The sequence below is a fragment of the Paraglaciecola sp. T6c genome, from assembly GCF_000014225.1.
Lineage (GTDB): Bacteria > Pseudomonadota > Gammaproteobacteria > Enterobacterales > Alteromonadaceae > Paraglaciecola > Paraglaciecola atlantica_A.
Genome location: NC_008228.1, coordinates 3280123 through 3296013 on the forward strand (window position 1 = coordinate 3280123; position 15891 = coordinate 3296013).

At 45.0% G+C, this 15891-nt stretch carries 11 protein-coding genes; 8 read left to right on the forward strand and 3 right to left on the reverse strand.

The window, feature by feature from the left end; translation table 11 throughout:
• Positions 1-31: 31 nt before the first annotated feature.
• Positions 32-718, reverse strand: a complete 687-nt coding sequence (locus PATL_RS13790; RefSeq protein ID WP_011575466.1) for a GntR family transcriptional regulator — start codon at positions 716-718, stop codon at positions 32-34.
• A 526-nt stretch (positions 719-1244) separates the two neighbouring features.
• Between PATL_RS13790 and PATL_RS13795 the strand changes: the two genes are divergently transcribed.
• A complete protein-coding gene (locus PATL_RS13795) occupies positions 1245-4082 on the forward strand; it encodes a TonB-dependent receptor (RefSeq protein WP_011575467.1) in 2838 nt (945 codons plus the stop codon).
• A gap of 73 nt (positions 4083-4155) precedes the next feature.
• A complete protein-coding gene (locus PATL_RS13800) occupies positions 4156-5616 on the forward strand; it encodes a sulfatase family protein (protein ID WP_011575468.1) in 1461 nt (486 codons plus the stop codon).
• A gap of 98 nt (positions 5617-5714) precedes the next feature.
• Here PATL_RS13800 and PATL_RS13805 read toward each other — a convergent pair whose 3' ends face one another.
• Positions 5715-6185: a GNAT family N-acetyltransferase gene (locus PATL_RS13805; RefSeq protein ID WP_011575469.1), complete on the reverse strand. Its 471-nt coding sequence runs from the start codon at positions 6183-6185 to the stop codon at positions 5715-5717.
• Positions 6186-6642: 457 nt separating this feature from the next.
• Here PATL_RS13805 and PATL_RS13810 point away from each other — a divergent pair, with 457 nt between their 5' ends.
• The 5 genes from PATL_RS13810 (at position 6643) to PATL_RS13830 (ending at position 12916) form a co-directional block, all read left to right on the forward strand.
• Complete coding sequence (locus tag PATL_RS13810) at positions 6643-7725, forward strand: VOC family protein (protein ID WP_232283225.1); 1083 nt, start codon at positions 6643-6645, stop codon at positions 7723-7725.
• Positions 7725-8768 (forward strand): VOC family protein, encoded by a 1044-nt coding sequence (locus tag PATL_RS13815; protein WP_011575471.1) that lies wholly within the window; start codon positions 7725-7727, stop codon positions 8766-8768. The genes PATL_RS13810 and PATL_RS13815 overlap by 1 nt, the downstream gene beginning before the upstream one ends.
• 25 nt (positions 8769-8793) lie before the next feature.
• Positions 8794-9492 carry a Crp/Fnr family transcriptional regulator gene (locus PATL_RS13820; protein WP_006992858.1) on the forward strand — a complete coding sequence of 233 codons (699 nt, stop codon included), beginning with the start codon at positions 8794-8796 and terminating at the stop codon, positions 9490-9492.
• Positions 9493-9629: 137 nt separating this feature from the next.
• Positions 9630-10196, forward strand: a complete 567-nt coding sequence (locus tag PATL_RS13825; protein ID WP_011575472.1) for a VOC family protein — start codon at positions 9630-9632, stop codon at positions 10194-10196.
• 251 nt (positions 10197-10447) lie between these two features.
• The gene (locus PATL_RS13830) at positions 10448-12916 is read left to right on the forward strand and encodes a TonB-dependent receptor (protein WP_011575473.1); all 2469 of its coding nucleotides are present in this window, start codon (positions 10448-10450) and stop codon (positions 12914-12916) included.
• A gap of 142 nt (positions 12917-13058) precedes the next feature.
• On the opposite strand, the gene PATL_RS13835 is transcribed toward PATL_RS13830, so the two are convergent.
• Entirely contained in the window at positions 13059-14441 is a 1383-nt protein-coding gene (locus tag PATL_RS13835) for an alkaline phosphatase D family protein (protein WP_011575474.1), read from the reverse strand.
• Positions 14442-14815: 374 nt separating this feature from the next.
• Here PATL_RS13835 and PATL_RS13840 point away from each other — a divergent pair, with 374 nt between their 5' ends.
• Complete coding sequence (locus PATL_RS13840) at positions 14816-15835, forward strand: GGDEF domain-containing protein (RefSeq protein ID WP_011575475.1); 1020 nt, start codon at positions 14816-14818, stop codon at positions 15833-15835.
• Positions 15836-15891: the final 56 nt, after the last annotated feature.

Here is a 15891-nt window from a genome sequence, read left to right on the forward strand (position 1 = left end):
GCTGAGTGACTTTTTTATTGATTGAAAAAAGTTAACGTACTTGGTATCGAGACCAATATCGGCCACTGCTGGCGATATGCGCTTTCAACGTTTTTAAGGTTTTTGCTACCTCTCTTTCTTCGAGAGCCTGAAGCAATGCTTTATGCTCAGCAATACTTTGTTCAATACGCCGAGAGCTCAATGTCAGGCTTCCATGGGCAACATGTAAAATGAGCCTATTACGTCGCCAGATTTCCACTGCATTCTTATTGTAATGGTCTTTATACATAAGCCAATGAAACTGCGTGTCTAAATGTCGAAACACACCATGAGGTGGCTCAGCAAGCGACGTAAGCTTTTCCATTTCAAATAAAACATTTTCAAGTTCATGACGCTGCTCATCAATATGCTCTTCAACAAACCACTCCATTAGGTAGGGGTCGAGCAGTTGCAGCACCTCAAATACATCGCGTGTATCACTTGCGGTGAAAGTTGAGACACTGGCACCTGAGTTTGGCGCAACGTTAACAAACCCCTCTCCTTGCAATTGCTTTAATGCCTCTCTAACTGGGTTGATACTGGTGCTATAACGTTGGGCCAATTGCGTCGTCACTAAACGCTCACCACTGACGAAAACCGCATTGATAATGTCGCTTAAAATGTTGGCGTAAACACCGGCCTGATCTGTGAGCAAGGGGGAAGTTAACACGTGTTTTGGTGACAAACTATTTTTGTTCATTTGGCTCTATTGTGTCTGATGTGGTAACGGGGCTTATCTCTTTCTGGCACTCGCCGCTGTCTTCTGTGCTCTTGCACATAACGCGTTATTTTCGGGTCGCGGGATATTATTAACGCTTAATATACTCTTATCTTAGCGCGCTACCTAAACGTTTAACATCTCAATTTTTTATAAATGCTTAATACCCACTCCAGTCAATAATTCACCATTTAGCAAAGATTTAAAGAAACTTAATCACGTTAAATAGCCCCCCCCACAAAAAAAAATTACACATAATTCTTTTTATTTAGCACATAAAAATTCAACAAATTGTATTGAGCTTGTTAAAACAATGTGCAATTATCCACCACAATTGTTAACAATTAATTGTTGCAATGAGTGGTATTTCTCCCAAAAATTAGTACATAAATCGACAAAGACAACTGAACTTCGATTCCAAAGAGTAAGCGAGACAAGCGAAATCAAGCTGACTCATGAAATACCAAAATGGTACTCAGATACAATACGGACAATAAGGTAGAAACGCATGAAACACTTTACACATAGTTTTACCCATACCAAACTTGCCAGTGCCGTGGCGTTTGCACTAATAAGTTTGCACACCACTTCACCTGTTTACGCTCAACAAGCGGACGACCAAGAAGTAGAAGTTATCAATGTGAAAGGCGTCAGAGGTGCATTGGTTAGCGCAGCAAATATAAAACGTGATTCAGATGGGGTCGTTGATGCGATTACTGCACAAGATATAGGTAAATTCCCTGATACCAATTTGGCTGAATCGCTGCAACGTATTACCGGTGTGTCAATTGACCGCTCCAACAACGAGGGGAATCAAGTCACGGTGCGCGGCTTTGGACCTAGCTTTAATTTAGTCACCCTCAACAATCGTCAAATGCCCACATCATCCACTTTGTTAGAAGACGGAATTGATCGCAGCTTTAATTTTCGTGAAATTGCCGCAGAGAGTGTGTCAGGTGTAGAGGTATACAAAACTGGTAAGGCGAACATTTCCTCTGGTGGCATCGGCTCTACTATTAATATAAAAACCGCGAAACCTTTTGATTATGATGGCTTCAAAGCCGTGGCAACGGTCAAAGGCGTAGTGGATACCAGTGTCGAAGTGGGCGATAGCGTTACACCCGAGGTGTCAGGTATGGTGAGCCAGCAATTTGCAGACGGTAAAGTCGGTGTGCTGTTGTCTCTATCACACGCTGAGCGTGACAGTCGTAAGGAACGTGTCGGCACACCTGGCTGGGTGCCTGAACGAGGTTCTAACGTTGATAAAAGTGGCATAGATACAAATCTAAATCCAAGCCGCACACACTGGGCACCATTGTCCATCAGTGTGGATACCCACGATAACCACAGAGAGCGACAAAATGCGCAATTGGTGCTGCAAATGGCACCAAGCGACACCTTAGTTGCAACATTGGACTACACCCTTTCACGATTTGAAGAAACCTCGAACATTAATCGCACCAGCTTTTGGTTTGACGGTGATACAGGAGGTGACGCAGATGCTAACGGCACAGTCACTAATCCGTTTAGAAATGACGATGAGTTGAATTTTTGGTCGTATCACAACTACTTTAATACTGAAAATGATTCAATCGGCTTGAACCTTGAGTATCAAGCCACGGAAAACCTAAGTTTTAATTTCGATTACCATGACTCAACGTCACATTCGCAGCCAGATGGGCGCAACTCAGAAACCATCATGAACCTGAAAAACCCACGTGTGAACGATACCAATGGCGATGGTATTGCCGACCGTGGCGGCGTAGATGTGAGCATTACGACTCACCCAAATGGTCGACCAGATATATTCTTCGATGCAGCCGATTTACCCGGTCAAGACCCTTACGCCAGCCAGAACATTCAATTTGATTTGTTTCAAACCCGCGGATACGAAATTGAAAACAACATCAAGCAAGCACAGTTACATGGACAATGGCTCAATGCCTATAGCGGCGCGTTAAACAAAATCAATTTCGGAGTGGCCAATACCGATTACACAATAGACACCTATGCCAAGCGAACCATCGCCTTCGTGCCGCTTGATATTTCTACTTTGGATTTACAGTTCAATAGCAGCAATGGCTTTGGCAAAGACATAGGTGGCAACAGCAACTTCTTTCCTTTGCTATCGAGTTACAGCGCTCAAGACGCTTTGCAACTGGTGAAAGATCAAGGTTTTTACTTTCAAGAAGACCCTGTATACAACGGTGTAAATGAAGAAACCTTCGCCGTTTATTTATCCTTTGATTTTGAAACAGAATTCAATCAGATGCCGATTAAGTTCAATGCAGGCCTACGCTGGGAAGACACAGATGTCACATCAACATCTCTTCAACGGGGCATTAAATCTTTAAACTACGTTAATACAGCAGGGCGTTTTGGCGAAGTGTTTACCGACGAGCCGACCAATATTCGTCTTGAAGGCAGCTATACACGATTATTGCCAAATATGGATTTCAACATCGAGTTTACTGACGACTTAGTCGGTCGCGTATCATATAGCACCACCTTGAGCCGCCCTGATTTATCATCATTGTTTCCCTCAACAACCATAGATGCAAGACCTGACGGTCCTTACAGCGCCTCAATTGGCAATCCTGGATTACTGCCTCTTGAATCAAAGAACATCGATTTATCGCTAGAGTGGTATTATGGCAATGGTAGCTACGCATCAGTAGGTTTCTTCAAAAAGTACGTTGAAAACTTTATCGGTATTACTACTCGAGAAGGCACGATGCCTGATGTGAACGGCAACCCTCTTACCGATCCGAGTATCATTCCTCGCCCAGGTTGCCCAGATGAAGTAGTCGGCGGCAACCCCGCGTGTTTCTCTACCCCTGACGATCCAGAAATTACCTTTTTAATCTCATCGCCCGATAATTTAAATGATGCCGAAGTAGATGGTTGGGAGCTCAATCTACAACACATTTTTGGTGAAAGCGGATTTGGTACAGTGGCCAACATGACCTTTGTCGATGGAAACGTTGAATACGATGTGTATGACGTTAACAGCACCTTTGCGTTAACCGGATTGAGCGATTCAGCAAACCTTATCGCATTCTATGAAAAAGACGGCTTTCAGGCACGTATTGCTTACAACTGGCGGGATGATTTCTTATTGGCGCTCTACCAACCTCAGCGTCAAGGGGAGCCAAACTTCGTTGAAGCGTATGGCCAGTGGGATATTAATGTCAGCTATGACATTAATGAAAATCTGTCGGTGTTCGTCGAGGGATTAAATATCACTGAAGAAACTACCCGCAGACATGGCCGCTTTGCCGATCAACTCATCAGTGCAGAGCAGTTTGGTGCAAGGTACAACATAGGTGTCAGTGCTAAATTTTAGCGCTGGTATTATATAAACAGAGGGCTAATCATCGCCCTCTTACATTGATTACACGTGGTACAGGGAATTTGATATGTTTAAATTTACACTCTATAGGCACTTTAAAATGGTGGCGCAAACCATTTTTACATTGAGTGCGCTGTTGCTTGCTCCTCATGTGGTTGCAAAACAACGCCCCAACATAATATTGATCATTGCAGATGATTTAAATTGGGACGATCTTGGGGCCTACGGTCACACTGGGGTAAAAACCCCCAACCTAGATAAGCTCGCCAAGGGCGGTATGCGCTTTGATAACGCATTCTTGACGGCAAGTTCGTGCAGCCCTAGCCGCGCAAGTATGATCACTGGCCGCTACCCTCACAACACCAATGCAGAGCAGCTTCACTGGCCTTTGCCGAAAGAACAAGTCACTGTTTCACAAACGTTACGTGACGCTGGCTATTGGACAGCAGCCGCTGGAAAGTGGCACCTAGGCGAAGACACCAAGCAACGATTTGATGAAGTGGTAGAGTCTAGATATGGCATTGATGAGCCCTCAGGTAGCGCACAGTGGGTGCCGCTGTTAGAGAAACGCCCAAAAGACAAACCGTTTTTCTTATGGTTCGCCTCATGGGATTCACATCGTCCGTTTTATCAAGGTGAATACCCCCATAAACATACTCAAGACGATGTGCGCTTACCGCCTTATTACCCAGCGACCGAACTTTACATGAATGATTTCGCCGCCTATTACGACGAGATTTCCCGCTTAGACGAACACGTTGGCAAGGTCGTCAATACTCTTGAACAACAAGGCGTAGCAGAGAATACCTTGATCGTATTTGTGGCGGATAATGGCCGGCCCTTTGCCAGAGACAAAACCACGCTATACGACTCAGGCGTTAAAACCCCATTTATTGCCTATTGGCCAAATGGGATCCCTAAAGGCAGCGTTAGCCAAAGTATTATCAGTAGCATAGATTTAGCCCCTACGTTTGCAGATTTAGCCAACACAAATATCCCAAATACCTTTGAAGGTAAAAGTCTGACTGAATTATTCGAATCCCCTGAAAAGCCATTTCGAGAGTATGCGATTTCAGAGCGTAACTGGCACGACTTCGAAGATCATGGCCGTTCCGTACGCACCGAGCAGTATCGGTACATTCGCAACAACTACTACGATTTACCTGCCACACCGAGTGCGGACACGGTTTACCACAAAACATGGTGGGAGCTTACCCGATTATTCGAGCAAGGTGCATTAACGCCAAACCAAGCTAGACCGTTTCTGGCCCCAAGACCCAAAGAAGAATTATATGATTTGATCAACGACCCGTTCGAGCTGACAAACCTTGCCACTGACGAAAACTACTTTAGTGTGCTTGCGCATCACAGTGCAATTTTAGATAAATGGATAACATCAAGTAACGACTTTATCCCGAGTTTTCGTACGCCAGATGATTTCGATCGTGTGAGAGGCGCATATGCGCCTCATCGCAAACGTCCTCGCCCCTCGAAAATGCAAATGTACCAAGCGTCTGGTCGCTACTGAACATAAAAGTGGCTCAAGTTCCCGGTAAAGGTGGCGAAGCGGTTAATCGTCACCTTTTTTTATTCGTTCATGTGCACAACTGAACATGAATTTAATTGCTAAATCGGCAAGTCATCTAACAACAAGGTCATAAAGCAACTATTCGGGTCAAGCGGGTAACTAGAAAACGGCCCACAATCAACAAAGCCGAACCTACGATACAGGTTTTTAGCGGGTTCGAAGTAACTCATGGTGCCGGTTTCTAAGCTTAGGCGGCATAATCCACTTTGCTTGGCATGGTGAATCAAATGCTGTAGCAACGCCGCTCCAACGCCACGTTTACGGGCATCATGAGCGCTGCGCATGGATTTAATTTCGCCATGGGTGTCCGACAACGACTTTAATGCGATGCAACCTAACACCTTGTCGTTCTCGCGAGCTGACCAAAACGTGATCGATTCATGTTTAAGCGCCTGCATATCTAATGCATGCACGCTTTCGGGTGGCGATGTGGCGTACATATCTGCTAAATGCTCTTCTAGCAAACCTCGCACCCCATCACAGGTTAATGTGTCCACGGCTATCTTCATCTCCTTGCGCTCCTTTAAGCATTTTTTTAATCACGCTATTTAAGCGCGTAATTTGAGCGCACAATATGCTATTACCTAGCTTTCAAACGCCATACTTTTGCAATTCACACGGCTTCTAAGTCGCAAACACGTGTACTTTTTATCGGGCTAATTGATCTTTGTCAATTGATCTAAGACACGCTTTGCCCAAATTTTAGCGCGTTTTACGCATTTCTTTTACGCTTGTTTCCACTACCCATCGCTTGCTTATAACCTTAATCAAAACCTATATGTGGCAAGGTTTAGCACCGTCTAATCCATACTGACCCCGCCCTAAATAATGCTCAATTTTGGCAATGCGATCGTTGCCAAGCACCAACAAATCAGGAATACAAATGTGCAGTTACCTTTTATTCGGTACTTGTATATGATTTATCAACACGAATATTTGTACGGACAAATTTTAATGAGTTTGAAATTGAATAAACAATTTTTGATTTTAATCATAGGCGCACTGTTAGCGAGCTTCACTCTTGCCAAACATGCCTATGCAGATTCAAACGATGCATTAGCGCCCAAAAGTAGTGTGCAAGACGCCCTTGCAATGCCACTACATACCGTGACGATTGCCACGGTATCGTTGGAAAAAAGCCTATTGTTTTACCGTGATGGTATGGGCATGCAGGTTGAAGGGCCTTTAAAAATAAGTCCTGCTCTGGAAAAAACACACCGTGCACTATGGCAAATGCCAGACGATCTAAGTTGGCAGACTTATCGCTTATATCGAAAAGGGGTAAACAGCGCCATACAAATTCGTCTACTTGTGCTGAGTAAGCCCATGCCGACCATCCATGATAGTTGGAACTCGAGAGAGCTAGGGCCTTTCTCTTTGGGCTTTCCCAATACGGATACCATTGCGCTGGATAGACACATTCGTACCATAGGTTTTGGGGCACTCAATACCCTTGAAAGCTACCCTATCCCACGCGCGGATGGTAGTACCTACCAAATAGACGAAACCATTTTTAATGCCCCAGATTTTAATCATGGAGTCGCTATCACCCGTGGCAATGGTATGGCGCAATTGGGCCCAACAGACGCAAACGGCAAAGGTGGGCCTGCCTATTCGGCACAAGTGATCACAGATTCAGCATCACAGCTTACCTTTTATACGGACGTACTTGGCCTTGAAATTCGCTCAGACAGGGTATTCAAATCCGCTGGTGACAAAGGGGCAATGAATCTGCCCAATGGCACCGAGTTCAGATTCGCCATTGTATACAGTAAAGGCGCGACGACTGGCCACATGCTGTTTGTGGATTTTCACAACGTTGAACCGATCAAACCCAAAAATGCACCTAGCTTACCGAATATTGGCTTAGGCATGTGGAGCTTCCCTGTACGCTCGATACAACAGGTCATGGATAATGCCAACGCACACGGCGCAATGATAGTCAGTCAGCCTAAACGGGTTAACGATCCGCTTGTGGGCGAATCCATGGTTGCCACGTTACGTGCCCCCAACGGCTTTTTAATTGAAGTGTTTGAGGTGCAACCCTAATGCGCGCCTTCAAACTGACATCTATATTACTGGGTTCTTTGCTGTGCTCCTTTCTGGTGTCCTTGTTGATCGTGCCTTTTACTCACGCAAAAGACTTCACACTTAACGGGTTTACCGAAACCGTTTTTATCGTCTCAGACGTCGAAAGAAGCAGCCTGTTTTACCAACAATATGCAGGTTGGGAAGTACGCTCTACAGAATACGTCGCGCCAGAGCTAAAGCAGTTATGGCAACTGCCTGAGAAGGCACGCCTAAAGCAAGTACTGCTGGCCAACAAAGGTGAGCAACGTGGTTACGTGCGTTTAATTCAAATCGACAACGTAGCGCAAGAGATTATTCGGGCAAACACCCAGTCGTGGGATGTTGGTGGCATATTTGACGTTAACGTGCGAGTGGCTGATATGGCAACTAAACGTCAACAGTTGCAAGATGCTGGCTGGCGCGGCACAAGCGACCCCGTCTCGTTTACCTTTGGTCCTTATGAAGTCACTGAGTGGATAGCAACTGGTTTTGACGGCATCAGTTTTGCGATGATCGAACGCATCAAGCCCACGCTAGAAGGCTGGCCAAACGTAAAGCACATGAGCCGAGTGTTTAATTCCACCCAAGTCGTCGATAACATAGACAAGTCTTTAGCGTTTTACCGCGATGTACTTGGCTTTCAAGTGTATTTAGAGCACAAAGGGGCCAGTAAAGATGCGGGCCCAAATGTGCTGGGACTACCCTATAACCTAACCACAGAAATTCCCCGTTCAGTGTACATCTTGCATCCACAAAAACGAAACGAAGGGTCAGTTGAATTGCTGCAGTTTCACGGTGCTATGGGTAAAAATGTTAGCGCCAAAGCCGCGCCACCAAATTTAGGCATTGTCACCCTGCGTTTTCCAGTAGACAATTTACCTGCACTCAAAGGGTATTTGCTCGAAAATGAAGTGCAAATTGTATCTCAGGCGACGCTGAATTTACCTCCATATGGAACAGTGGATATGCTGGCAATTAGAACGCCAGACCAAACATGGATCGAGTTTTATCAAGCGCGTTAATATAATAATAAAATAGGCTGAATTCATGTCACTCGATATCAATAAAGTAGTCATTAAAACTTCCCTTACCTCATGTTTCGGAAGCCATTTTAAAGAAGTTGAAGGGGCCAATGCCTTCATTGATGAGCTAGCCGAAGATGCAGAAGAAGTGTCTTTCGCGCAAGGTGAATACGTGTTTCGAGAAAAAGACGCACCAGAATACGTATACATTCCTGAGTCTGGCTCATTAATGCTTGAACGCTCTACCGCATCAGGTTCGCGCCAAGTATTTGCCTTTCTGTTCACAGGTAATCTCGCTGGATTATCTGAAAATGTCAGTTATAGCTTTAGCGCAAAAGCACTAACCAACTGCGTGGTCATCCGCATTAGCCGTAAGTTAATGCAAGATATTTTCGATAAATACCCTGCGGTAGCCAAACGTTATCACGACGTTACTGGGCATATCTTGTCACTGATTTTGGATCAACTGTTTATCATGGGGCAAAAATCCGCTCACCAGCGCTTAGCTCACTTTCTATTAGATATGGAACATAGGCTGGGCCGTGGTACACATCGCTTTTTATTGCCCATGAGCCGACAAGATATTGCTGATTACCTAGGCATGAGTTTAGAGACCGCTAGCCGCGGGTTCAGTAAATTGAAAAAAGACGGGTTAATCTCTATCGAAAGCAACTACCAAATCACCGTTACCGACAGCGAAAAGCTGATTTCCTACGCTGACTAATTTGTCCATCAGCAGTACAAAGCAGCACAGTTGATCATTATCAATGCGCCATTTTTAGATGGCGTAGATATTGTTATTTGTTTTTAAGCGAAGCAAGCATCAACAACGTCGGTAACGATAAAAATGGAAAACCAAACATGAAAATCAGATCCTCTTTATTTGCAGTCGTACTGTGTGCCCTGCCCTGTATTCAAAGTATTGCGGCCCCTGTAAGCGACGAAGACCGTATTTCAGTCGATATTCGCCGCACAACCTTTCTCGTTAATGACATCGACACGTCGTTGCAATTATATCGCGATGCGCTTGGTTTAAATGTGATTTACGATCAGATGATTAATAGCCCCATGGAAAACGGCGAAACCCGTAAGCGCCGTTTGGTGCTGATGCAAGCGAACGACACCTTCATTGGTGCACTAGGTTTACTGCAATACATATACCCTGAAAAGCCCCAGCGCCAAGAGAAGTTTGATGAGCCGGTCCCCGGTGACCCTATTATGGTGATGAACGTATCTGACCTAGACACTCGATGGAAAAGCGTTGAGCAATCCCCCAAGGTAGCCGTTATTGAGGCGCCTCATCATGTTGAATATCCTAGAGCAGACGGTGGCAAAATCGCCGTTATGGTGTCTATGATCCGCGATCCAGATGGTTATTGGATAGAAGTAAATCAATTGCTCGACGCCCCAGCTAAAGCCAGCGATTAAGTTAGTCCGCTATAAAAAAAGAATAATAAAATCTTACAAAGCAGCTAATAACCCCTTGTTATTGGCTGTTTTTTTATTTCATTCATCAATATAAAACGCATGACTCTTTTACTGCACAACCAGTTATTTAAGCAGATTGAGATTGTTGATTTTTATCAAACCGCCCCTGAGTTAGCAGTGCTAGATTGCCGATACCGATACCGATCAAACAATAATTTGTTCGCACATACCCACACTCAACAGGAATGCCAATGACACTAATAATAAAAAAGCTCCCGCTGGCGATTGCATCGATTTTGATGACGCAACCATTGATTACCCTAGCTCAAGAAGCACCGGCTGTGCCCGTAAACGACGATGCACTGGAAATCATTGAAGTCACCTCACGTAAAAAAGTCGAGTCATTAAACCGTATTCCTGTGGCCGTTTCTGCTTTTTCTGACACTATGATCGAGCAACAAGGCTTTCAAAGCATCGATGATATTGCACGCTTTTCATCTGGGTTGAGCTTCTCTAAAGCCTTTGGTCGTGCCACGGAACGCCCGGTTATTCGCGGTATGGGCAACGTACTCGCTGGTATACAGTTCGGGGTTGAGTCAGGCGCAGCTTACTTTATTGACGGCAACTACTATTCTGGTGATGTGCAGAGCTTAGATATGTCAGACGTTGCCCGAGTAGAAGTGGTGAAAGGCCCGCAAAGTGCTTTGTACGGGCGAAATTCTTATTCAGGGGCAATCAATTTCATCACCAAAGGCCCTGATCACGGTGACTTTACCGGCAACGTAAAATTGAACTTGGCGCAAGATGCACAGCGCACAGCTTCTGCGTATATCAGCGGCCCGTTAAATGATTGGTTAGCGGCCAGCTTAAGTCTGCGAGATTACCAAGTTGACGGTGATGATAATTGGCGCAATATCGTCACCGATGACATAGTGGGTGGCGAAGACACGCGTTCAGTTAGCGTTGTTTTAGATGCGGCCCCCTCTGACAAACTCGGTGTGCGCTTTCGATTTCAAAGCCAAGAAGACAGAGATGAAACACGGCCGTTTTTCCTAACCCCCACCAGCGAAAACAACTGCGCACCTGGCTACCGCTCTTTGGCCTCTTGGGCTGCCTCTGGCTCTGACAATAACTTTCAATACTTCTGTGGCGAGATTAAAAACCAGCCCATTGCCCTTAACGATAAAGCGGATACCGACGGTATACCAAACGAGGTGCCGGGTGTTCCGGTTAGTAGCTTTCTACCTTCTGGCTCAACGTTTTTCGGCACGCCTTACGATACTGCAGATGGAACCGCCTTTGATGGCGTCGGTCGAGATCTGATTATTTCGAGTTTGGCAATGGAGTATGAAACCGATGCAGGCTATAGCATGTCGTTAGCACTGGGTTATCGTGATGACGACGTCAGTACGGGCTCTGATGGCGATAATTCATCGGTAAATTATACCTTTGCACCGGGACAAGAGGCCTTCTTTGCCAATACGTCACGCCAAGAAACCAAAGATAAAACGCTCGAGTTCACCTTTCAATCACCTGAAGGAAAACTCCAGTGGATGGCGGGTGCTTTTTACTATGAGCAAGACCGAGATAGTTTTGATCTGACCTTTGAAGACACCAAAGTCGGTATTTTCCAAGACAACAGTACGGTCACCAACAAGGCCGTTTATGCCTCTGTTGATTACCAATTTAACAATAAGCTTGACGGTACGCTTGAAGCTCGCTGGGCCGAAGAAGAAAAAACGGTGACCGAGTTTGCCCCAGATGGCCTAATGACGTTTGATGCAGATGGCAATTGGAACAACTTTACCCCCAGAGCCACCCTCAATTACCGTTATGACAGCGACACCATATTTTACGGCATCGTCGCCCAAGGCGTTAAACCTGGCGGCATTAATGGCTCAGCTGGCGCCGACACGGGCAAACCCACCTACGAGCAGGAAGAAATCACCACTTACGAGCTCGGTATAAAAAGCAGCGCCTTGAACAAGATATATGCCACGGTTTCTATGTTTTACAACGATGTAAGCGACGTTCAATTGACGACACCGCTGAATGTACCATCAGGCAATATCACCTCTGTCGCCACAAACCAAGGCGAAGGTAAAGTATTTGGTATAGAGCTGGATATTAACGCCCAGTTTACCGATAACTTATCAGGGCGGTTTACCTATGCATTAGCGGACACCAAATTTACCAAAGGTTGTGACGACTTTCAGTGGTCATTAACCAGCGGCGGCGGAGTGTTAACACCTGGCACGACTACGGGTACCGATTTTAGAGACGATTTTGGTATTACCACGTCCGCTAGTTGCTCTATCGATGGCAACGCGTTCCCTCTCAGTTCGAAGCATCAAGCCAGTGCCTTTTTAGAATACATCACGCCCATCACCGGCGAACTCGAAGCCTTCTTTAATATCGATGCCAGCTATGAGTCTAAAAAGTATGTGCAAGTGCATAACTTAGCCTATGTGCCCAGCGCTATCATTATGGGCGCCCGAATGGGTGTAAACGGCGAAAACTGGCGGGTGAGTTTGTATGCTAGAAACCTGACAGATGAAGATGCTCCCATTCTGACATCTCGCTGGTTAGGCATTCCTTACTTTACCTTTTCATCCCTTAACACTGCGCCTGACGGGGCTGATAATGGCTCACCGCGAGCATTTTTTAGTGCCGCTCGACGAGGTCGACAAATGGGAATAGACATGACATATCGCTTCTAACATCAAGGCTTGGTGCGGTTGAAAGTTGGTGCGTTTTGAAAGTTGGTTCGTTTGAAAGTTGACGCGTTTGAAACTAACTCGCTATCCTGATGATCATAGACAGTAAAACGGAGCCCCTTGGCTCCGTTTTCGTATTGTGTGATTAATATTTATAATGCTTACTCCCAAGCTTTTCTCCTTTTCTGGTATAAAATTCCACTCTTAAACCGCCGGGAGAAACCCGAAGTTTTGTAAAGGCATCCGTCGGGAAGACATCACTGGATTTTTTAACCTTGTAGGTACTGCTTGTTAGCGTATCAATCGTTCCTCTAAGTTTAAAGCTTCTCCTGTTAGGGTGCGGGTAAGGCCAAAATAGCGCAGATGAAACCACTGACGTCACGGTAACACTCGTACTCAATTCTAATTGAGAGGCCATGCAGGCATGCACATCACCCGATAAAAAAACCACTTTTCGAACTTCGTTTATTCTAATGCACTCAAAAATCTCGTCTCGCTGATGAATAAACCCATGCCATTTATCTGACGACTCGGATTCATAGGGCGGCACACTGGACACAATTATTTTCACCCGTTCACTGCCATCGCTTAACCACTTTTTTAAGGCCGCCATCTGCATCGGCCCTAGCATTTCTTGGGCCCCTTCAGTTAGGTGGCGCTCTGTTCTAGTGTCACATACGAACACATCACAGCAGCCATCACTGTATGTGTACCAAAGATGCGTCGGTGCACCTGTGATACGGCTACCGTTCAAATCAAAAAGCGGACTATGACTGGCCTGATACGTCGAGTATGCATGAATAGCGGCTGGAAATTTTGTCACCCAGTCTTTGGCGTTAGCAGATTGCGGCCAATTATCTTCTATTTCATGGTCATCTAGGGTCATATACGTTGGAGTACACGACATTAACCGGCGCAGATATTTAGACGTGAAGACTTTACGATAACGCTTATTGTATTCGTCTAGGGAATCATCGGCGCAAATGACGTTCAAGTCATCCGCGTAGATTTGATCGCCACACATGATGAGCTGATCAACCTGCTTATGGTCTTTTGTATGCTCTAAAATGGATTTGAAGGTTCTATCACTGCGATCATCCCACCACAGTCCGCCGAACAATCGTAAAACATACCGACAGGAGCCAAACACAATGGTTCTTGCTTGCGTCACATCTGATGATGCGGTTCTCATATGGTTGATATCGATATGCTTCCAATTCAGCACGTTGTCGACATTGATTTCGCTAGAATCTACCTCGGAATAAAACCAACCTACCTGATATTCATAGGCCGTATTTTCTTCTAACTCGGTTAACACCACCACACCCGTTAGGTCGAAATTCGGGTTCATTTTAAAATACAAAGGGGGACTGAACGCCGACTTACCCGCTTTTCGATATTGAATGACACCGTGAGCCTTACGCGGTCTACCATCATAAATAGACAATTCAGCCCGCCCAAAAATTCTAACCAAATGATATGAAGTGTGACCGGTAATAGGGCCAACCGTAAGATTTTGTACATCCATGTTGTGTTCCTTTTCAAAAGAAGGGTGAATAAAAGGCTGAGAAGTACAAACGTCAAAATTGACTCAGTCTAAAAATGAGCCTAGTACATGATGTTAAAAATGCATTAATGGGGAGAAGACTAGAATATGCGTTTTTTTGATGCGCGTTACCCTTTATCTCGGATCATCATGCAAAGTAGTCTGCTACAGCGTTGCCCCGACAGATAACCAACCCTTAGTCTTTAGTTGAATCTCATTCAACTCAAATATACGTACAATGGGTGTGTATAATGAAGTAATAGCATTGCTTAGTGTATTTTATTACACAGGTAGTGCAGTTCCAGATAAAGGCAAAGCAATTTCACGTATTGTTAAGACAAGGAATATTTAGGTAAATGTTTAGACCGAGTTTATGGGCAAACGAGCTGGACTATCGACGAACTGTGCTGAAGGTAGTCCTGTGCATCATCATTTTCGCGGGCTCAATCTTTGTTGTTAACAATTGGCTCAACGGGTTCAAAGTGTATGCGTTAATTGAATTGGCGGTTGTTTTGTTTTCTGTAGGGCTACTCGCCATTCACAAGAAAACCCCCAATCTGACGCTTTGGTCGTCCTTGTTTCTATTTACCGTTTATACGGTTATTTTGATTGGTATATTCACCGTCGCATTTAAAGCGGCCCTTTATACTTGGCTGTTCTTAATCCCAGTCCTTTCTTACCTTCTGCTTGGCATCACCCTAGGCAACGTTTTTACCTGTGTGTATGTCATTGCTGGCGTGGCTATTCTTTGTAGGGCTCTGTCCTTTGAATCAAGTGAGATACCTCTGATATCGGTGGTGAACATCAGCCTATGTTTATCGGCTATTTGGGCCTTGTCTTACACCTATGAATCAAAAAGAGCAGCAATGGTTAAACGATTGCAGCAAATGGCATCGGTGGACCCATTAACAGGTTTAAATAACCGGCTGTTGCTCGATTCCAGCTTCGAGATGCTGTGTGAAAGTCTCCCGGAACAACAACAAACAGTGTCAATGTTACTCATTGATTTAGACCACTTTAAAAAGGTCAACGACGAATACGGCCATGATATTGGTGATAAGGTGCTGATTGAGGTAGCTCGGCTTATCAATGAAACACGCCGCTTAAATGACTGGGCTTTCCGCCTAGGGGGTGAAGAATTTTGTATGCTTATTCCAGACACCAGCGAGCAGCAGGCTAAAAATATTGCTGAACGTATCCGCTTAATCGTAGAAAAAGACATATTGATTAATAGTAAGGACATGAAAATCAGCGTGAGCATTGGCGTTTCACACTGGCCCGAAGATGGTCAGACGTTGAACCAAATTTACAAACTGGCGGATGAGAGACTATATAAAGCTAAGGAAACAGGTCGTAATAAAGTCATTGCTCACTAAGGGCCTACCCTGCTTCTTTCACCAAACCATTTCACAGGTGCATCTTGCCAGTGGGT